Genomic DNA, 21,220 nt, shown 5'->3' on the forward strand with positions numbered 1-21,220 from the left:
CCAAAGTCGGTGCATCGGCAACACCGGTAACATCAACCGTAATCGAACCAGAGGTCGTCGCAACATCTCCACCGTCGGCAGACTGCGCCGTCACACCAAGATCAAACGACCCAGAGAAGTCATCGGCCGGCGTGATCGTCAGACCTTCAAGATCATCCGACCCCAATGTCCAGGTGCCGTCACCATTATCCGTACCTGCAGACAGAGTTGCGCCATCCGGAACGCCGGAGATGGTAACCGTCAGAACCTCACTGGAATCCGCCAGGCCCGCATCGATATCGAGCGCAATGGCACTGTCTTCGTTGCCACTTGCGTCTGCAACGTCAAGGGTTGGCGCATCGGCAACACCAGCAACATCGACGGTAACTGTATCGCTGATAGAGGCAACATCTTCGCCGTCTTCCGACTGAGCCGTAACACCAAGATCGAACGATCCGCTGAAGTCATCGGCCGGCGTAATCGTCAGACCTTCAAGATCATCCGACCCCAACGTCCAGGTGCCATCGCCATTATCCGTACCAGCCGACAAAGTCGCACCGTCCGGAACGCCGGAGATGGTCACAGTGAGAACCTCACTGGAATCTGTCAAGCCGGCATCGATATCGAGCGCAATCGCGCTGTCTTCTGAGCCAGAAGCGTCAGCGACATCAAGTGTCGGCGCATCTGCAACGCCAGCAACATCAACCGTGATCGAACCGGTCGTGGTCGCAACATCTTCACCATCGGCAGATTGCGCCGTCACACCGAGATCAAACGAACCGCTGAAGTCGTCCGCCGGTGTAATCGTCAGACCTTCAAGATCGTCCGAGCCCAACGTCCAGGTGCCGTCACCATTATCGGTACCTGCAGACAAAGTCGCACCATCCGGAACACCGGAGATGGTGACCGTCAGAACTTCCGAGCTGTCGGTGAGACCGGCGTCAATATCGAGTGCAATCGCAGAATCTTCATTCCCGCTTGCGTCAACAACATCCAAAGTCGGCGCATCAGCAACACCCGCAACATCAACCGTCAGGCTGTCTGTCGTAACCGCAACATCTGAACCGTCAGCCGACTGAGCGGTAACACCCAGATCAAACGATCCGCTAAAGTCATCCACAGGCGTGATCGTCAGACCTTCAAGATCATCCGACCCCAATGTCCAGGTGCCGTCACCATTATCCGTACCTGCAGACAGAGTTGCGCCATCCGGAACGCCGGAGATGGTAACCGTCAGAACCTCACTGGAATCTGTCAGACCGGCATCGATATCAAGTGCAATCGCGCTGTCTTCGTTGCCACTTGCGTCTGCAACATCCAAAGTCGGCGCATCAGCAACACCCGCAACATCAACCGTCAGGCTGTCTGTCGTAACCGCAACATCTGAACCGTCAGCCGACTGAGCGGTAACACCCAGATCAAACGATCCGCTAAAGTCATCCGCAGGCGTGATCGTCAGACCTTCAAGATCATCCGACCCCAACGTCCAGGTACCATCGCCATTATCGGTACCAGCCGACAAAGTCGCGCCATCCGGAACACCAGAGATGGTAACCGTCAGAACCTCACTGGAATCTGTCAGGCCAGCATCGATATCGAGCGCAATGGCACTGTCTTCGTTGCCACTTGCGTCTGCAACGTCAAGGGTTGGCGCATCCGCAACACCCGTAACATCGACGGTAACCGTATCACTTACAGAGGCGATGTCTTCACCATCCGCTGACTGAGCTGTAACGCCCAGATCAAACGAACCGCTAAAGTCATCCGCAGGCGTGATCGTCAGACCTTCAAGATCATTCGATCCCAACGTCCAGGTGCCATCACCATTATCCGTACCAGCCGACAAAGTCGCACCATCCGGAACACCGGAGATGGTGACCGTCAGAACTTCCGAGCTGTCGGTGAGACCGGCGTCAATATCGAGTGCAATCGCAGAATCTTCATTCCCGCTTGCGTCAACAACATCCAAAGTCGGCGCATCGGCAACACCGGCAACATCGACTGTGATGTTACCGCTAACATCGGCAACGTCTTCACCGTCAGCCGACTGTGCCGTCACGCCCAGGTCAAACGAACCAGAGAAGTCATCGGCAGGGGTAATCGTCAGACCTTCAAGGTCATCCGAGCCCAGCGTCCAGGTACCATCGCCATTATCCGTACCCGCAGACAGGGTCGCACCGTCCGGCACGCCAGAGATGGTAACCGTCAGAACCTCACTGGAATCTGTCAGACCGGCATCGATATCAAGCGCAATCGCGCTGTCTTCGTTGCCACTTGCGTCTGCAACATCCAAAGTCGGCGCATCAGCAACGCCTGCAACATCGACGGTAACAGTATCGCTTACAGAGGCAACATCTTCGCCGTCCGCAGACTGAGCAGTCACACCAAGATCAAATGATCCGCTGAAGTCATCAGCAGGCGTGATCGTCAGACCTTCAAGGTCATCCGAGCCCAGCGTCCAGGTGCCATCGCCATTATCGGTACCAGCCGACAGAGTTGCACCGTCCGGAACACCGGAGATGGTCACACTCAGAACTTCCGAGCTGTCGGTAAGACCAGCATCAATGTCCAGCGCAATCGCTGAATCTTCATTACCGCTGGCGTCTGCAACATCCAAAGTCGGCGCATCGGCAACACCGGCAACATCGACCGTCAGACTGTCTGTCGTAACGGCAATATCTTCACCGTCAGCAGACTGGGCGGCAACGCCCAGATCAAAGCTGCCAGAGAAGTCATCTGCAGGGGTGATCGTCAGACCTTCAAGATCATCTGATCCCAACGTCCAGGTGCCATCGCCATTATCGGTACCAGCAGACAGGGTCGCGCCATCGGGAACACCGGAGATGGTCACAGTGAGAACCTCACTGGAATCTGTCAGGCCCGCATCGATATCAAGCGCAATCGCGCTGTCTTCGTTGCCACTTGCGTCTGCAACATCCAAAGTCGGGGCATCAGCAACACCCGCAACATCAACCGTGATGTTACCGCTAACATCGGCAACATCTTCGCCATCTGCAGACTGCGCTGTAACGCCCAGATCAAACGACCCGCTGAAGTCATCAGCCGGTGTAATCGTCAGACCTTCAAGGTCATTCGATCCCAACGTCCAGGTGCCATCACCATTATCCGTACCTGCAGACAGAGTTGCGCCATCCGGAACGCCGGAGATGGTGACCGTGAGAACCTCACTGGAATCCGCCAGGCCCGCATCGATATCAAGTGCAATCGCGCTGTCTTCTGAGCCAGAAGCGTCAGCGACATCAAGTGTCGGCGCATCTGCAACGCCAGCAACATCAACCGTGATCGAACCGATCGTGGTCGCAACATCTTCACCATCCGCAGACTGGGCAGTTACACCCAGATCAAACGACCCAGAGAAGTCATCCGCCGGTGTAATTGTCAGACCTTCAAGATCATCCGAACCCAGCGTCCAGGTGCCATCACCATTATCCGTACCAGCAGACAGGGTTGCCCCGTCCGGAACACCGGAGATGGTCACAGTGAGAACCTCACTGGAATCTGTCAGGCCAGCGTCAATATCGAGCGCAATTGCGCTGTCTTCGGAACCACTGGCGTCAGAAGTATCAAGGGTCGGCGCATCCGCCACACCTTCAACATCAACCGTGATCGAACCAGAAGTCGTGGCAACATCTTCGCCGTCAGCAGACTGAGCGGTAACGCCAAGATCAAACGACCCAGAGAAGTCGTCCGCAGGCGTGATCGTCAGGCCTTCAAGGTCATCCGAACCCAACGTCCAGGTCCCGTCGCCATTGTCGGTACCAGCCGACAAAGTCGCACCATCTGGAACACCAGAGATGGTAACGCTCAGAACTTCCGAACTGTCGGTAAGACCGGCATCGATATCAAGCGCAATCGCACTGTCTTCATTGCCAGAGGCATTGGAGGTTTCCAACGTCGGGGCATCCGCAACGCCCGCAACATCGACCGTAATGCTGTCGCTTACAGAGGCGATGTCTTCACCATCGGCAGACTGAGCCGTCACACCCAGATCGAACGATCCGCTGAAGTCATCCGCTGGCGTAATCGTCAGACCCTCAAGGTCATCCGATCCCAACGTCCAGGTGCCATCCCCATTATCGGTCCCGGCAGACAGGGTCGCGCCATCCGGAACGCCACTGATCGTAACCGTCAGAACTTCACTGGAATCTGTCAGGCCGGCATCGATATCAAGTGCAATCGCTGAATCTTCGGAACCACTGGCGTCTGCAACATCCAAAGTCGGGGCATCGGCAACACCGGCAACATCAACTGTGATCGAACCGGACGTCGTCGCAACATCTTCGCCGTCAGCCGACTGTGCGGTGACCCCAAGATCAAACGACCCGCTGAAGTCACCGGCCGGGGTGATCGTCAGACCTTCAAGATCATCCGAACCCAGCGTCCAAGTGCCATCCCCATTATCCGTACCGGCCGACAAGGTTGCACCGTCCGGCACGCCGGAGATCGTAACTGTCAGGACCTCACTGGAATCCGTCAGACCGGCATCGATATCCAGAGCAATCGCACTGGCTTCTTTACCCGAAGCATCAGCAACGTCGAGTGTAGGCGCATCCGCAACGCCTTCGACATTGACTTTGATTTCTTCCATCACCACGGCGGTATCATTGCCATCGGTGGTGGAGACCAGAACGGTCAGGTCGATTTCGCCGCTGAAATCATCGGCTGGCGTAATGGTCAGGCCTTCAAGTTGATCCGGATCAAGCGTCCAGGTCCCGTCACCGTTATCGGTGCCAGCAGACAAGGTCGCGCCGTCCGGAACGCCCTTGATTGTGATCGACAGGCTTTCGCTGTCATCAAGCAGTTCGGTATCAATATTAAGTGCAATCGCGCTATCTTCGCGCCCTGACGCATCAAGAACATCCAACGTCGCGCCATCGGCAACGCCTTCAACCTCGACCGTAAAGCTTGAACTGGTCGAATTTGTACTGCCGTTTGATTCGCGGCTGGTTGCGGTAATGGAAAGATCAAAACTACCACTGAAATTATCCGGTGGTGTGATCGCCAAGCCACCCAATTGCCCCGGAGAAAGCGACCAGGTCCCGTCACCATTGTTGGTGCCGGCCGACAAAGTTGCGCCATCCGGCACACCGGAAATCGTGATGGAAAGGGTTTCGCTACCACCATCAAGGTCGTTAAGCGATGCCGAGAGATCAAGCACGATCGCGCCGTCTTCCGAACCGGTCACATTACCAGCCGAAAGCTTGGGCGCGTCGGCGACCTTTTCGATCTCGACAGTTTCTTCAACTACTGTTTCTTCAACAGTTTCTTCTTCTTCAGCTTCTTCAAGAACTTCTTCAGGCTCGACAGCTTGTTCATCGGTCGGGACAAAATCCTGCCCCAGACCTTCCCGGTCGTCACGACCGGGTACTTCACGTTCGCCGCGCAGATCGTTGGTGTCGTTGGTCGATAGCGGAATATCGGGAAGCTCAACCGTGCTTGGATCGGACTTCAGAGAGATGTCATCCGAGCCATCAGTGCCCGTATTGGAATCAAACGAATCAGCACTCGTATCAATCTGGTTATTGATCTCGGCTTCGTCGGCCTGGGCAATTGTTTGCTGCTCAGTAGCCTCGGCAGCCTGAGTACGTTCCTGACGTTGACTTGCCGCGTTCTGGCGACGGAAAGCCTGTTGGGCTTCGGCTTGCGGGTTAAAGACCTGATTGCCGTAATGGACGGACCCAAGTTCCTGATCTGGAGGGGTCGGGTTACTGTTCTGGTCGTCATGCAATTCAACCAGTTCTTCTGACTCACTGTCCTGACCATCGGCGCGCTGAAGATCGTCTGGCGCTGCCTGTTCATCCAGACCGCCATTGCCTTCGCCGCGTGCGTTTTCAGAATTCCGTGGATCGTCCGCCATATAACCCGTTCTCCAAAAAGTGCGAAGCGGGTATATCCCGGCCCACACTTCTATACATTAGTATAGACACTCTGGTTTAAACCAGAGAAATGTGCGGCCGGGCAGTAGAAATGAGAGTTTCATTTCCAGCAGGACCAAAAAATGCTCATCGTTCCGTGAACGCCTGATCAAGCGAGACATAAACCGGCTTCAAAAGGTATTTCAGCAGGGTACGCTCCCCGGTTTGGATGTCCGCCTGAACAGTCATTCCGGGTATAATCTTTTGAGCAGTTGCACCTATACCAACAGAATCAGTATCAAGTGCAACTTTGCCTTTATAATACGGTTTGCCTTCTTCATCAACAAAAGTAGATGCAGAAATCGATACTAATTCGCCCGATATACCACCATATCGTATAAAGTCGAATGCACTGACCTTAACCGTAACCGGCTGCCCAAGATGGATATGACCGATATCCTCGGTTGAAATGCGCGTTTCGGCAATCAACACATCATCAACCGGAACCAGCTCCATAACAATCTGGGCTGGCGCAATCACCCCGCCAATTGTTGTGAATTGCAGGCCTTTGATATAGCCGCGCGTTGGCGCAACGATTTCAAGGCGCGCAACACGATCGCGCAATTTACGCAAGGCTTCGCGCGTCTGGGCAATCTCGCCACCAAGACGGCCAAGTTCCGTAATCGCTTCTTCGCGTTGGCTTTTTTCAAGTTCGTTCAAACGCAAATTGGCTTCGGCAATCGTTTCACGTGCGCGTGCTTTTTCCGCAATCACACCCGAAAGGTTGCCTTGTGCTTCGTTCAATTCACGTTGGATATTAAGGAACAACACCTTGGAATTCAGTCCCTGCTCATACAGGGACCGACGCATGGTCACTTCCTGATTAAGCAAATCAGCAGATTTGCGCAGCGTTGCTTCCTGTTCGCTTAACTGTGCGAGTTCGGCATTGCGTTCCTTGATCTGGACTTGAAGAATTTCGCTTTGGTTCGCATCCAGCTCCGTCTGAATTTGATAAATTTCCTGCTGATTGCTTGCAAGTTCAGGATACAGAACCAGCCAAGTTGCAAAGTTCGGCTCCCGACCTTCGGCCAGAGCACGAAAGCGTTCCGACTCGAGCTGTAGATTACCCAGCTTGGTTTCGGTTTGGGAAAGTTCAGCCTGCGCACCATCGGCCTTAAGCCGTATCAGTACCTGCCCCTTTTCGACCAGAGCACCATCCCGCACCATGATTTGCTCAATGATACCCCCCTCCAGATGCTGGATTTTATTCACAGCACTGGTTGGCATCACCTGACCAAATGTAATCGCGGTTTCCTTGATCTCGGTCGTCGCAGCCCATGCAACAAGTGCCAGAAAACCAACCGACAACATCACCATGGCCGAACGGACAAAGACCGAAATACCGCCTTCTTCGAGCAAGACCGCATGCGAAAGGTAACGCGTCATCCGGCGGGATCGACGGAACCGTTCTATCGCAGTATTTTGCACAGCTCCATCACTCATAGGTAGCCTCCGTCTATCACTTGCTGCTTGATCCGTTCTGGCGGGGCATCCCCGCGCAATTGACCCGCATCAAGAACAAGAATGCGGTCGGCCATATCCAGATGGCTTGGCCGGTGGGTAATCAGGAATATTGTTGATCCGCCGCGCAAACGGTTGATCGTATGCAAAAACGCACGGTCCGCACGCTGATCCAGACCATTGGTCGGCTCATCAAACAAAATAATCGGTGCTTCGCGCACAAATGCGCGCGCAAGTGCAAGCCGCTGCAGGAAACTGGCTGAAAAGCGCGAAGAATGCTGATCGCCCAGCCGGGACGAGAACCCTTCTGGCAGTGCTTCGACCTCTTGGAGGATTCCAGCAGACATACAGGCCATGCGCAGATCATCTGTCGATGCAACAGGGTTGGCAAGCCGCAAGTTCTGCGCAATCGAACCGCGGAAAAATTCAATATCCTGCGGCACATAGGAAATCGCCTGACGCAAGGTTTGCGGGTCCATCTGGCGGATATCCGCGCCATCAATCAAAACCGCGCCCGCTTGTGGCTGATACATCCCGGCAACCAGCTTGATCAGGGATGATTTCCCCGCACCATTGGCACCAACCACTGCAACAACCTGCCCCGGTTTAATATCAAAATTGACCCCGACCAATGCAGGATCAGATTCCGGGCTGTAGCGGAAACTGACACGGGAGAAGGATACAGCCCCTTCAAACCGGCGCTGATCAACCGAACGGGGCACAAGGTCCCCTTCGGGTGCCAGCGTCATAAGTCGGTTAATCTGGCGCACACTCCCGCGTAATTGCGCAAGTCGCGGCAAGCCCAGGAATGCCTGATTGATCGGCCCCAACACCCGCCATGCCAGCATCATCGATGCCACCAGCGCGCCAACACTCATTTGCGCATTCATCACCCGATCGGCACCAAAGGCAAGAACCAGCGCACCGGCTGTAATCATCAGGATCTGGGCAGATGTGTTAATCACGTTATTCACCATCGCAACCCGGTATCCGGCATAGGCCGTATCTGCCGAAATATCGCGGAAGCGCGCCAACCAGCGTTTTTCCGACGCGGTATATTTAAGGGCAGACATCTTGGCGACCGTTTCGACAAGGAATTCCTGCCGGTTTGCCCCGTTGCGACCAAGCTCGGAGACCCGTCGCGACACAACAGGAAAAGCAATCAACCCGATCAGGACGAAAACGCAAATCAAAGCGACCGGAATAAGAGACAGCCATCCACCAAGATAGAACATCACAATCAGGAATATCGGGACGAATGGCATTTCCAACATCACCAGAGCCATCGGCCCGGTGAAAAATTCACGTACACTTTCAAAATCACGAATGCGCGAAATCTGCACCCCGACAGGCGCACGTTCGGTAAAGGCAGGCGGCAACGACAACAGCCGTTCAAAGATCGCCCCGCTGACCAACGTATCAAGCCGCGCGCCAAAGTGACTAACGATCTGGCTGCGAAGCGCACGCAAGACCCACGTCAAGATCAGGACAATACCGATACCGATCGAAAACTGGATCAGCATCGGGATCGAACGTGTTCCGATCACGCGATCATAAATGCCCATCACAAAAATGGGCGTCGCCAGTGCCATGATGTTGAGCACAAGCGTTATGACCAACAACTGATGGCCAAGATTTGAAAACCGTTCGGCAATCCCCCCAAACCAGCCGCGTTTATCGTCTTCGAAATACCGTTCACGCCGATCGGCAACCGTAAACTGATAAAGCTTGCCCGGAAGGGCCGATGCCTTGATCACGATTTCCCGGTCAGTCCCGCCGTCAAAAACGCGGATACCGTTATCTTCCGGGCGCATCACCACCAATGCCGTGCCGTCATCCGGCACAAAGATACATGGCATCATGCGTTCATCGATTTGATCAAAGGTCGTGTCGATTTCACGCGATTGATAGTTCAGATGCGCAAGAACGTTGCGGAAATCAACCAGATCAAGCGCCTGATCCATATGCGGCAAGGCTTCTGCAACCTGACGCGGCAAACCGCGCCAGCCCAATGCCTGCAACAATGGCCAAAGACATGCGTCAAAATCAGACAGGGCGTCAGTACTTCCCAACCCCATCCGGTAATTTAGTGCATAGTCCATGTTTTCAAGTTTTTTCATTCCGCACCCGTCCCGACTGGCAAACGAAACGCCGATTGCGCCCGGGTTACACGTTTGTTGCTCCGCTTAAGGATCGGCACAAGGTGATGATCGACAAGACGATATTGCTTGTTTGCCAAGGAAATCAGCGACGGACGGTGCGATACCATGACCAAGGTACAATGCTTTTTCAATTCCACCATCAAGCTGGCCATAATGTTATCGCCCGCGATATCAAGCGAACTGTTTGCTTCGTCAAACAGCACAATACGCGGGTAATCAATCAAGGCACGGGCAACGGCAATGCGTTGTTTCACCCCGCGCGGCAGCGTTTCAGATGCCTGCCCGCCAACTTCGGTGTCATAGCCTTGGGGCATCCGCATCACGATGTCATCAAGCCCCAGACGCTTGGCGATTTCGACAACCCGCTCAATGCCGATTTCCTTGCGAAATCCGGTGATATTTTCAAGAATCGACCCTTTGAACATCACACCATGTTGCGGCAGATAAGCAATTTGACGTCGGGTCGATTCCGCGCTGTAATCTGCCGGATTTTTACCATCAAGCAATATCTCACCGCGATCAGGGCGCAACGCCCCCATCAACATCCACAACAAGGTGGTTTTACCCGTCCCGTTGTCGCCAGTGACCGCAATCGAATCACCCGGTTCGATCACCAGATCAAGGTTATCGAAAACCTTTTTGCCATCGGCATGCGAAAAGCCGACATTCAGCAACTCGATCTTGCCATCAAGTAACGGCATTTCGACCGATCCCGGTTTGTCTTCAGATTCGACTTCAAACAATTCCTGCACGCGATGGCGGGCAACACGAATGTTCTGGAACTGGGTCCACAGGCTCATCGCGCGCTGCAATGGCTGAATTGAACGCCCCGAAAGCATCGTACAAGCCGCCAGCCCGCCAACCGTCAAGTTACCCTGGATCACCAGCACACTGCCAAATGCCGCAACCAGAACCATGGTCAGCATCGAAAACAGTGCACTGGCATTGACCGCAGCATGTGCAGATCGTGCGGCGACAAGATCATCACCAGCACATTGTTCCTGAAGCTGTTCATGACGGCGGATCATCATGTTTTCCATCGCCATCGATTTAATGGTGTGGATCCCGGTCAGGGTTTCGATAATGAAGTTATAGCGGCGTTCGTCAGACTGGCTGCGCTTATCAAGGGCCGAGCGCAACTGCTGTCCCAAAAGCACTGCCGTAAGTAAAAACGCCAACAAGATACCAAGCGGAACCGCAACAAGAACTCCGCCAATGATCGTAACCAAAGCCAGAAACAGAATGATAAAGGGCAGATCAACAACCGCACCAATTGCCTGACCAGAATAAAAGTCGCGCAACATGTTCAGGCTGTTTAACCGTTGAAGATGCAAGCCCGGCGCGGTTTTTCCATAATCGGTCAAGCTGGCTGAGAGCAAATGACCAACGGCGACCTGTGCGCTGTGATGTTCAAACTTTGCCGCCGATAGGGACGAGACATAAGAACGGCCAAGACGCAAAAGGGCCTCAAGCACCAAGGCGCCCAGAACCCCCAACACCAAAAGCGTCAGGGTCGGGATCGAATTGTGCGGAAGAACGCGGTCATAGACTTGAAGCAAGGTGATCGGCAACGCAAGCGACAGCAGGTTGATTACCAAAGCGGCAACCAACAGCGCAAAACGACCCGTGCGCAAATGCGACAATGTTCCGATATTCAGTCCCGACCGACGTGTCATGGGGCTGGTCTGCTCCAGAGCTTATTACTTAATACCACCCAAAAGGCGGTATACTTATACCATCAGATAGGATGAATAAAGGATACCAAAGTCCGACGCAAGAAAATCTTTCGTAACTTACAACCAGATATTCGCACGTCACACCCGCTCGAACCCTCATTTATTCAGGTCAAAGTGATCGCAATCAAGGTTCAATAAACTTTATGCGTCACCGTCTTCGCCACGCAATCTGTCGGTCGCACGCCGTTCGGCCTTTGTCGGGCGTCCTGCACCGGCATCTCGTTCTGCTATCGGGGCTGTTCGAATATCTGATGCCACTTCTTTTTTGGGCATTCTGGGCGGTGAATGATCAATATAAAGGGTCTGGGCTTCCGGGGCCGGACCGCGACGTTCCCCCAATCCGACAACTTCGACAACACGCAGATGCGTTCCTTGAAAGAATTGAAGCCGGTCACCGGGGACCACCGCCACGCTGGATTTTGAAACAGACTGGCCGTTCAGAACAATATGACGCGCCTGACAGGCCTTACTGGCCAGTGATCTGGTTTTGTAAAACCGCGCATGCCAAAGCCATTTATCAATCCGAAGCTTTTCTGCCTGTTCCTTCACAGCCTTCTGATCCTGTAACCAATTGATCAATTTACATTTGGAACGCAGAACGGCGACCTGCAAGGGTCGCCGTTCCAAAGTTCATATCCGGTGCGATCAGCCTTTGGCTGCAAGCATTTCCTTAAGCTTGGCAAAAGGTGAATCTTCGTTGATCTGGTTCTTCTTTTCAGGAGCCTGACCACCACGACCACCCGGCTTATCACCGCGTTCGCCTTTGTTGCCCCCACGGTTCGGGCGGTTTGCACCCTTGCCTTTTGGGCCACCTTTGGCGCGTGCATCCTGACGCGGGCCACGCTGCTGACCACGGCCAGCCGGACCACTGCGTTTGCGACGGTCGACACGAACGAAGAATTTGACTTCAACCAGTTCATCGCCATCTGCATCGGTTTCAACAGAAGGCGCGTCCCCGACCGGGGCTTCGGCCGCATCAACTGCTGCAACTTCAGCAACAGCTTCTGCCGGTGCGTCTTCGCTTGCAACTGGTACCGTTTCTTCTGCTGTAACGTCGGCAGGAGCTTCTGCTTTTACCTCGGCTGGCGTTTCGGCCACGGCCTCGGCTTTATCTGTCTTTGCTGCCTCTGCGCCTTTTTTCTCGGCTTCTTTGGCTTCAAGTTCGGATTTTTTGACCTTGGTTACTTCGGCACGCCAGCCCAGTGCGGTAAACACGCCTTCTGCCTGCTCGACCGTGCAGCCCAAAAGCGACAAAAGATCAGGATCAGGGCGAACCTTACCGTCATTTTCGCGCGCCTTTTGACGCAACAACGCGGCAAAGCGTTCAAGCATATCCACACGTGCGGCCAACGGCCCCACCGGCATATAGCCAGCAGCCAGATAGAAGCCCTTGGAATTTGCACGATCATTGGGAACCGAAGTCCGGCCCGCAGGCGGCAATTGCGGAAGCGCATCAAGTTCACGCGCCACAGCCCAAAGAATGCCACGCAGCTCAACCGGATCGGGCTTAAGCGCGTCAAGCACATGAACCGTTTCAACACCAAGACGCACACCAAGTTTGGCAAGCGCCTTACGGTCTTCGTCGGACAAATCTTTGACCAGACTGTCAAGTTCCGAACGCGGAACACAGCCGAGGCCTTCGTTCAGCTGGAACAGAAGACCCCGAATCGGACCTGAAAGCTGACAATCGCGCAGGCGGGTCAGCATTTTAAGGCGCTCTTCGATATGAGCATTGACGAAATTCAACAGACGGATGCGAACACGTTCGCGGGTCGGGCCGTCAAAGAACTCGCTGTCGATCACCTGGACCTCAGGAGACAGAACCGTGTCACCTTTTTTCAGCACGCCAACCTGCGCACCGTTCCAAAGGACATCAAGCTGCCCATTCACCGAGAATTTATCGTCTTCATCGGTTTCAAGTTGTTTGACGCGTTGGGCGATTTCGCCTGTCAACGCGCGACGTGCGGCACTGGCGATAGCCTTGCCTTCGAAAGCAGCATCGGTTTCATCAGCGATGAAACGGAATCCGTCAAGACGGCCGACAAATTCACCTTCGACCTGTACTTCACCATTCGCAGTGATGGTAGACATGAGTTCAGACTTGTCCTTGAGACTTTTCAATAAAACCGAGGTCCGTCTATCGACGAACCTTTGGGTCAGGCGTTCATGTAGCACATCTGAGAGCTTATCCTCAATGGCCCGCGTGCGTTCCTGCCAATGATTGGAATCATCGAGCCAGTGATGCTTGTGCGATACATATGTCCAGACGCGAATACCTGCCAAACGTGATGACAACTGGTCGATATCACCATCATAACGATCCAGACGCAAGACTTGTTCGCCTAACCAGTCGATTGGCAGCGTGCTTCCGGGTTTCGCAAGATAACGATAGATCGATGTTAGCAGTCTTGGATGGGTATCGGTATGGATATTTCTAAAGTCGGGAATCTGGCAGACTTCCCACAATAACTGGACGCGATCGGGTGCCGTTGCAATCCGTGCAACATCCTCGTTATTCGCCAGATGTTCGAGCATGACTTCATCAACCGGCTCGCGGGCCAAAATCAGCGTCGGGTCTTCTGATCGACGACGCAATGATTTCTGAAGCGCGCCAACGGACCGGAAATCCAGTCGCGCATTCCGCCAGAACACTTTTGTCAGCGGTTCGAACTCATGTGCTTCGATTTGCTCGATAATATCGGGATCGATGCCAGAAAGGTTGCCCGTAACACCGAATGTCCCGTCATTCATGTGACGCCCGGCACGACCGGCGATCTGTGCGGTTTCGGCTGCCGACAGGCTCCGGTTGAAATTTCCGTCGAACTTATGCAATGCGGCAAAAGCAACGTGATTAAGTTCAAGATTAAGCCCCATGCCGATCGCATCCGTCGCGATAAGGTGCTCGACCTCGCCATTCTGGAACATTTCGACCTGCGCATTGCGCGTCCGCGGGCTGAGCGCGCCAAGAACAACCGCTGCACCGCCTTTTTGACGCCGCACCAGTTCCGCCACCGCATACACTTCCTGGGCCGAAAATGTCACGATTGCCGATTGTGCCGGAAGGCGCTGAATTTTCTTGGCCCCGTTATAAGACAGGGTCGAAAAGCGCGCGCGCGTATCAAATTCGACATTCTCGACAAGCTTGCGGATCACCGGACGGATGGTTTCCGCCCCCATGAACATGGTTTCAGATCGCCCGCGCGCATGAAGCAGCCGGTCGGTAAAGACATGACCGCGTTCCGGGTCGGCACACATCTGGATTTCATCGATTGCCAGAAACTCGACCTGTTTGGCAACCGGCATGGCTTCGACGGTACACAGGAAATAACGGGCCGTTTTGGGCAGAATGCGTTCTTCACCGGTAATCAGCGCGACAGCAGCTTTGCCGACTTTGGCAACCGCACGGTCATAGTTTTCACGCGCCAGCAATCGCAGCGGGAACCCGATCATCCCGGTGGTATGCGCCAACATCCGTTCCATGGCCAGATGGGTCTTGCCGGTGTTGGTCGGCCCCAAGATGGCAAGGATACGGGGGCCGGATCGGGTTGAAATCTGCATCAAACTTTTCCAATCGACACCCCAATGATCCGGGCTGTCGCAATCATTGCGCCTTTCAACACGGCAACAGAAGCAATGTCAAGCTTTCTGCCCGCGCCCGCCTATGCACAAAGCGCAGAACTGTGCGGCTCCAACCATATCGTCGGGCTCACCCTAATGCCTGATCAAAAGGTTGAGGCACGTTATTCGTCTTCTAATTCAAGCAGACGGGCACCGGGACCATCAACGGCCAGTTCGTCATAGGGATTGCGCAACGGGCAATCGGATATCGACAGACAGCCACACCCGATGCATTGACCAAGCTGATCACGCAAGCGCGTAAGCTGCTCAATCCGTTCATCAAGATCGTCGCGCCACTGTGAAGACAGCTTTGCCCAATCCTTGGCGGTCGGGATGGTGTTGGGCGGTAATTTATCAAAGGCATCCCCGATTTCGCCAAGCGGAATACCGGTTTTTTGCGCCACCTTGATGATCGCAACCTTGCGTAAAACCCCGCGATGAAACCGGCGCTGATTGCCATCGGTCCGGATCGAACTGATCAGGCCTTTGCGTTCATAAAAATGCACCGCCGATACGGCAATCCCGCTCCGCCGGGCAACCTCGCCGACACTCATATACCGCTGCAACACACCACTGCCTGCCAATTGACGTCTCCAAACCGGTTTTTCACAAAAGTCGAAATTCACGCTTGACCTTAACTTTAGTTGAGGTTTTAGACCTTTACCCATTGCAAAGAAATTATCAAGGAACAAGTCCGATGAAAGAGACATTCAATGTAGCCGTCATCTATGGCAGTGCCCGCGAAGACCGGTTCTGCGATACCGTTGGCAACTGGGTTGTCAGAACCCTGAAAACCGATAGCGACATTTCAGTCGATGTTCTCGATCCGGCGGTCCTGAACCTGCCTGCCGCCCATGTGGGTGCGGAACATCAGGGTGTCCGCGACCTTCATGTAACCTTGGCCGAGGCAGACGCCTTTATTGTTGTCACCCCGGAATACAATCACAGCTTCACCGGCGAGCTTAAGCTTCTGATTGACGCTGCCAAAGCACAGTGGAAACGCAAACCGCTTGCCTTTGTCTCATATGGCGGCATGGCCGGTGGCCTGCGTGCTGTTGAACAATTGCGGTTGGTCTTTGCTGAATTGCACGTTGTGACCATGCGCGACGTTGTGAGTTTCGCCAACGCATGGGGCCGGTTTGATGATGCATCCGGTGTTCCCGTTGATGATGGCACCGATGCCGCCCTTGGCCACATGGTGACGGATTTGAAATGGTGGGCAGGTGCGCTTCGCGATGCCCGCTATCCACAAGCCACCCCCAAACTGCGCGAGGTCGGCTGATGAGCACCCAAACCCCGATATCCCCTGACGAGATTGTCACCATCAGTCAGGTCCGCCCCAAACCCGGGCAACTCGAAAGCTTTATCGAAATCCAGACCGCGTTTCAGCAAAATGTCGCATCAGAAATCGACGGCCTGATCGGCGGACGCCTTCTGATCGCCGAAGATCGCCAAAGCCTTGTGATCATGGCCCGTTTCAGATCGAACGCCGATCTGGAAAAATGGACACATTCTGCCCGTTTTGGGCAGCATATGGCACGTGTGCGTCCCATGCTTGAACCGCCCAGTCCCGGTCGGTTCCACGTCCTGTATCAGTCCGGCACTGTTTAATACCCCCGCCCCGCAACAGTGTCGGGCTGATGCAACTGTGATGGCAAAATATCTTGTTCCGCCATCACGCCTGCCCCTTTGCGCCACCGGAAAATCGGGTAACTTCGACCTGAACGCAAAACGGGGCGACCATCCGGTCGCCCCGCCTACCCTTTAATATTCAACAGGGACCTTAGTGGTTCCGCATCTTGTCTGCGTATTCCTTGAGCTGCCGACGCGCGGCCTGAAAACTGTTTTTAAGCGCGATATACACGTCCTCATGAGCGTGATCGGCACTGTCGCGTTTGACCATGATTTCCTTGCCCGGCACGTTGATGCCAAAATGCACGGCAAATCGGTTTCCATGGTTATGAGAAGCATGTGGACGTTCCACAACAACATGACAACTGGTCATGCGATCGAAGGTTTCTTCCAGTTTTTGCACCTTGAAACGGATACGCTCGTCAAGCGCATCGGACTGATCAACATCACGGTAGGTGATTTGAACGGGAACCTTCATGATACGGCCTCCTGTTATAAGCCTTGGACGCAAAGCAGGGCATTGCACCCTGCCGTTTCACCCCGACGCCTTGGCGACGGGGTCATTCAGGGGGGCTTGTTGTATGGTTGCCAACCCCTGTAAAAAACCGTCTATATCTATACTTAGGTTAGAGGACTTGCGCTGCAAGGTGCGTTGACGCATATCAAGCGCGGTTTAAAGATTAACCCGTTGAGTTACGCGACCTTCTGCCTATTGTGGGGAAGATCGATAAATAATTGAAAGACAGGAGAAAAAAGAGATCATGACGGAAGAAAAAATGCGGTTCGAGGCCGAAGTCAGCCGACTGCTCGATATCGTTGTCCATTCGCTTTATTCCAACAAGGACATCTTCCTGCGCGAGCTGATCTCCAACGCTTCTGATGCGTGCGACAAGCTGCGCTATGAAGCGATTGCCAAACCGGAACTGCTCGCTGGGGATGCTGAATTCAAGGTCCGCCTGCTGACAGATAATGTCCGCAATGTTCTGACGATTGCCGATAACGGGATCGGGATGAACAAGGAAGACCTGATTGAAAATCTTGGCACCATCGCCAATTCAGGAACCGCAAAGTTTCTTGAAGCGGCATCGAAATCCGACAATGCCAAGGATGTTGACCTGATCGGTCAATTTGGTGTCGGTTTCTATTCTGCCTTTATGGTGGCAAGTAAAGTCGATGTCGTCAGTAAAAAGGCCGGCGACGATCAGGCATGGAAATGGTCATCGGACGGCAAAGGTGAATACACCATCGCCGAGGCCGAAATGGAAGGTCGCGGTACGCAGATCACGCTGCATCTGACCGACGATTTCAAAGAATTCACCGATGAACACCGCCTGCGCCACATCGTTAAAACCTATTCCGATCACATCGGTATTCCGGTTGTCCTGATGAAGGGTGACGGGGACGAGACGTTAAATGCGGCATCTGCCCTTTGGACCCGTCCCAAAAGCGACATCACCGAAGAACAATACAAGGAATTCTATAAACAGAATTCCCATGCCTTCGATGATCCATGGAAAACCATCCATTATCAGGCAGAAGGTGCGATTGAATATACCGGGCTTCTGTATCTGCCAACCATGCGCCCGTTTGATCTTTATGATCCGCAGCGCAAAGGCCATCTGAAACTGTATGTCCGCAAGGTCTTCATCACCGAAGGTGCTGACGATCTGTTGCCGCCGTGGCTTCGTTTTGTGTCGGGTGTTGTCGATAGTCAGGACCTGCCGCTGAATGTCTCGCGCGAGATGTTGCAGCACAATCCGGTTCTGACCAAAATCAAGAACGGTCTGACCAAAAAGCTTCTCTCCGAACTTGAAACGGCTGCGAAAAAGGATGTCGAAGGGTTTGAAACCTTCTGGGATACCTTTGGCTCTGTCGTCAAGGAAGGCCTTTATGAAGATCAGTCAAACCGTGACCGCATCCTGAAAATCGCCAAGTTCCGCTCGACCAAGGGCGATGGCTGGACAACGCTTGCCGATTATGTCGAACGCATGAAAGAAGGCCAGAAGGCCATCTATTACATCAGCGGCGAAGACATCGATGCGCTGAAACGCAGCCCGCAACTTGAAGGCTTTGCCGCCAAGGGCATCGAAGTATTGCTCCTGACCGATCCGGTTGATGAATTCTGGATGCCGTCGGTTGGCCAGTTTGACGAGAAAGACTTCAAATCTGTCACCCGTGGTGGTGCGGATCTGAATGATGTCAAATCGGACGATAAGGATGATGCCAAGGACGATAAAAAAGACGACGCGGCAAGTGATGCATCCGTCGATGCCTTGATCGCATCCATCAAGATCGCGCTTGGTACTGACATCAAGGATGTCCGTGAATCTGATCGCTTGACCAATTCCGCATGCTGTCTGATTGCCGATGAAATGGGCATGGATTTACGGATGGAACGGATGATGAAACAGCACAATCGTGTTGATCACATCAGCCCGCGCATTCTGGAAATCAATCCGAAACACAGCCTGATCAAAAAGCTCTCGGATGTGGCGATCAAGGATGCCAAAGCCCCGATCCTGCATGATGCAGCCCTGCTGTTGCTTGATCAGGCCCGCATTCTCGAAGGCGAAGCCCTGCCCGACCCGGTCAGCTTTGCCCGTCGCCTCGACCTGATTATGGAAAAGGGTCTGGGTGCATAACCCACCCACACTCCAATAAACTCTGAAAACGGCGTATCATCAGATGCGCCGTTTTCTTTTGGCTTTGTGCAAAATTTAAAATGCTTATTTACCAACAACAGGCATAAAGGCATCACATACACACAAGATAGATGTCCTTACGGAACCCGACGGGAAGGCCCAAACACGATGACTGCAATGATGAACTGGCAAAAACTGCTGTCACCGGCGCGGCTTGGCACCCGTCATTCCAGTGTGGGTGAATTTGGTAGATCCGACTTTCACAAGGATTATGACCGGATCATTTTCTCGGCTGCGTTTCGACGCCTGCAACGTAAAACACAGGTTCATCCGCTACCGGAAAATGACAATGTTCATACCCGCCTGACCCACAGTCTGGAAGTTTCCTGTGTTGGTCGTTCGCTCGGCCTGATGGTCGGGCATCGACTGCATGAAAAGGGCAGTCTGCCCGATGCGATTGAACCCGATCACATGGCCGCCATCGTTCAGGCCGCGGCCCTGTCGCACGATATCGGCAATCCACCCTTTGGGCATGCCGGTGAATATGCCATCCGCCAATGGTTTGTCGATGCCGATCCCGAATTCACCAAGAGCCTGACAGCTGAACAGTTTGCCGATCTCACCACCTATGAAGGCAATGCGCAGGGCTTTCGCCTTCTGACCAACAAACGGACTGGTCTGTATGATGGCGGCATGCGCCTGACCTATGCGACCTTGGCAAGCTTCCTGAAATATCCCTGGTCGGCATCTGGCAGTCCTTTCCCGCAAAAAATGAAATTCGGTGCCTTCCAAAAGGAATTCGGACTGCTTGAAGAAGTTGCCGATGCCACCGGCCTTATCCGCACCAGCGATCAGGCCTTCTGCCGTCACCCGCTGGTCTATCTGGTCGAGGCGGCCGATGATGTTTGCTATGCGCTGATTGACATCGAAGACGGGGTCGAGCTGGAACTGGTCGATTTCAAAGTTCTCGAACAAATGCTTCTGCCCTGCATCACGGATGACCTTCCTGCCGAGTATCACCGCGAACTTAACATCAGCCGCAAGATTTCATTCCTGCGCGGCAAGATTATGACCGGCCTTCTCGATGCGCTGGTCGAGGCCTTTGTCGCCAATGAAGACGAACTTCTGGCGGGCGTCTGGAAAGGTGATCTTCTGGCCTGTGCCAGCGGCCCGTATAACGATCTGATTACCACCGCCAAATCATTCTCGGAAAAGCAGATCATTCTCAACCGGCGTAAGGTCCAGATCGAAGTCGGCGCCTTTGCCCATCTTGAAACCCTGCTTGATACGTTTTGCAAAACCGCACTTGATGTGCATCACGCCGGATCAGAAGCCAACATTCCCTATCGCGCCGGACGGGTGCGTGAGCTGATCGGCAAGGATGCCATGCCAATCGGCGCACCGCTTTATGATCTTTATCTTGTAATTCTCGATTACGTATCAGGCATGACCGATGATTTTGCCGCCCGGCTGGCACGCGACATTGGCGGGGGACAGCACTGATCAATGTGGTTTTTCGGCCCCTTCATCGCACGTTATCGCCGCAGGACGGCTTTCTTTGCCGCTGCTGGCATTGCGGTTGTCGTCTATGGCTTGGTTGACCAAAGCACCCGCCCGGAACTTGATGCCTGGTATTGGCCAACGGTTTTCGGGTCTGTCAGTTTTATTGTCACACGCTTCATCATATCCCGGCTGATCGGCCGGTTTGTCGGTGGTGTCCGCCGCCACATGAGATAACCAGATCAAGCACCAGCACCGCGTAAAACGCAAAAAGAAGGCAGGCCCGAAAGCCTGCCTTCTTCATTCAGATGATTGAAACTGCCAGTTTGACCACTGACAGAGTCACTTAATCATCACCGCCGCCCATGGCACTGCTGATTTTTTTGTCAGTATTGTACTGACTAAGCGCATAAACAGCCCAAATCGCAGCCGGAACCCAACCAACGAGCGTAATCTGCAGAATCAGACAGATGACACCTGCAATAGGCCGCCCAATGGTAAAGAACAGCAGCCATGGTAAAAGAAGTGCGATCAATAAACGCATGGATGAATTC

14 protein-coding genes (1 of these 14 only partly in view) are annotated in these 21,220 nt (G+C 53.8%); 5 read left to right on the forward strand and 9 right to left on the reverse strand.

Translation table 11 applies throughout. The annotated features are described in order from the left end of the window. From ACQ0MK_RS13435 to soxR, 7 genes are all read right to left on the reverse strand, one after another. Nucleotides 1-5,857, reverse strand: partial view of a hypothetical protein gene (locus ACQ0MK_RS13435; RefSeq protein ID WP_430473048.1) — the 5' portion only. Its footprint begins 22,640 nt before the window's first position; only the first 5,857 of its 28,497 coding nucleotides appear in the window; it begins with the start codon at nucleotides 5,855-5,857; its stop codon lies beyond the left edge, outside the window. Between the two features lie 145 nt (nucleotides 5,858-6,002). Then, nucleotides 6,003-7,358 (reverse strand): HlyD family type I secretion periplasmic adaptor subunit, encoded by a 1,356-nt coding sequence (locus ACQ0MK_RS13440; protein WP_430473049.1) that lies wholly within the window; start codon nucleotides 7,356-7,358, stop codon nucleotides 6,003-6,005. Beyond that, nucleotides 7,355-9,496 carry a peptidase domain-containing ABC transporter gene (locus ACQ0MK_RS13445; protein WP_430473050.1) on the reverse strand — a complete coding sequence of 714 codons (2,142 nt, stop codon included), beginning with the start codon at nucleotides 9,494-9,496 and terminating at the stop codon, nucleotides 7,355-7,357. Before ACQ0MK_RS13445 ends, ACQ0MK_RS13440 begins: the two co-directional genes overlap by 4 nt. Beyond that, on the reverse strand, nucleotides 9,493-11,214 hold the full coding sequence (locus ACQ0MK_RS13450; RefSeq protein WP_430473051.1) for a peptidase domain-containing ABC transporter: 1,722 nt from the start codon (nucleotides 11,212-11,214) through the stop codon (nucleotides 9,493-9,495). Before ACQ0MK_RS13450 ends, ACQ0MK_RS13445 begins: the two co-directional genes overlap by 4 nt. 201 nt (nucleotides 11,215-11,415) lie before the next feature. Further along, entirely contained in the window at nucleotides 11,416-11,823 is a 408-nt protein-coding gene (locus ACQ0MK_RS13455; protein ID WP_430473052.1) for an RNA-binding S4 domain-containing protein, read from the reverse strand. A 96-nt stretch (nucleotides 11,824-11,919) separates the two neighbouring features. After that, nucleotides 11,920-14,832 carry a helicase-related protein gene (locus ACQ0MK_RS13460; protein ID WP_430473053.1) on the reverse strand — a complete coding sequence of 971 codons (2,913 nt, stop codon included), beginning with the start codon at nucleotides 14,830-14,832 and terminating at the stop codon, nucleotides 11,920-11,922. A gap of 182 nt (nucleotides 14,833-15,014) precedes the next feature. Beyond that, nucleotides 15,015-15,476: a redox-sensitive transcriptional activator SoxR gene (gene soxR, locus ACQ0MK_RS13465; protein WP_430473054.1), complete on the reverse strand. Its 462-nt coding sequence runs from the start codon at nucleotides 15,474-15,476 to the stop codon at nucleotides 15,015-15,017. 113 nt (nucleotides 15,477-15,589) lie between these two features. Here soxR and ACQ0MK_RS13470 point away from each other — a divergent pair, with 113 nt between their 5' ends. Beyond that, complete coding sequence (locus tag ACQ0MK_RS13470) at nucleotides 15,590-16,174, forward strand: NADPH-dependent FMN reductase (protein WP_430473055.1); 585 nt, start codon at nucleotides 15,590-15,592, stop codon at nucleotides 16,172-16,174. After that, a complete protein-coding gene (locus tag ACQ0MK_RS13475; RefSeq protein ID WP_430473056.1) occupies nucleotides 16,174-16,503 on the forward strand; it encodes an antibiotic biosynthesis monooxygenase family protein in 330 nt (109 codons plus the stop codon). Before ACQ0MK_RS13470 ends, ACQ0MK_RS13475 begins: the two co-directional genes overlap by 1 nt. 172 nt (nucleotides 16,504-16,675) lie before the next feature. Here ACQ0MK_RS13475 and ACQ0MK_RS13480 read toward each other — a convergent pair whose 3' ends face one another. Then, entirely contained in the window at nucleotides 16,676-17,002 is a 327-nt protein-coding gene (locus ACQ0MK_RS13480) for an HPF/RaiA family ribosome-associated protein (RefSeq protein WP_033067024.1), read from the reverse strand. A 283-nt stretch (nucleotides 17,003-17,285) separates the two neighbouring features. Here ACQ0MK_RS13480 and htpG point away from each other — a divergent pair, with 283 nt between their 5' ends. From htpG to ACQ0MK_RS13495, 3 genes are all read left to right on the forward strand, one after another. Next, nucleotides 17,286-19,166 (forward strand): molecular chaperone HtpG, encoded by a 1,881-nt coding sequence (gene htpG, locus ACQ0MK_RS13485; protein ID WP_430473057.1) that lies wholly within the window; start codon nucleotides 17,286-17,288, stop codon nucleotides 19,164-19,166. Between the two features lie 168 nt (nucleotides 19,167-19,334). Beyond that, entirely contained in the window at nucleotides 19,335-20,669 is a 1,335-nt protein-coding gene (locus ACQ0MK_RS13490; protein WP_430473058.1) for a deoxyguanosinetriphosphate triphosphohydrolase, read from the forward strand. 3 nt (nucleotides 20,670-20,672) lie between these two features. Further along, nucleotides 20,673-20,903, forward strand: a complete 231-nt coding sequence (locus tag ACQ0MK_RS13495) for a hypothetical protein (protein WP_430473059.1) — start codon at nucleotides 20,673-20,675, stop codon at nucleotides 20,901-20,903. 109 nt (nucleotides 20,904-21,012) lie between these two features. Here ACQ0MK_RS13495 and ACQ0MK_RS13500 read toward each other — a convergent pair whose 3' ends face one another. Then, nucleotides 21,013-21,210 carry a YqaE/Pmp3 family membrane protein gene (locus ACQ0MK_RS13500; RefSeq protein WP_350040489.1) on the reverse strand — a complete coding sequence of 66 codons (198 nt, stop codon included), beginning with the start codon at nucleotides 21,208-21,210 and terminating at the stop codon, nucleotides 21,013-21,015. Between the last annotated feature and the right edge of the window lie 10 nt (nucleotides 21,211-21,220).

The sequence above is a fragment of the Thalassospira lucentensis genome (assembly GCF_050516545.1).
Lineage (GTDB): Bacteria > Pseudomonadota > Alphaproteobacteria > Rhodospirillales > Thalassospiraceae > Thalassospira > Thalassospira lucentensis_C.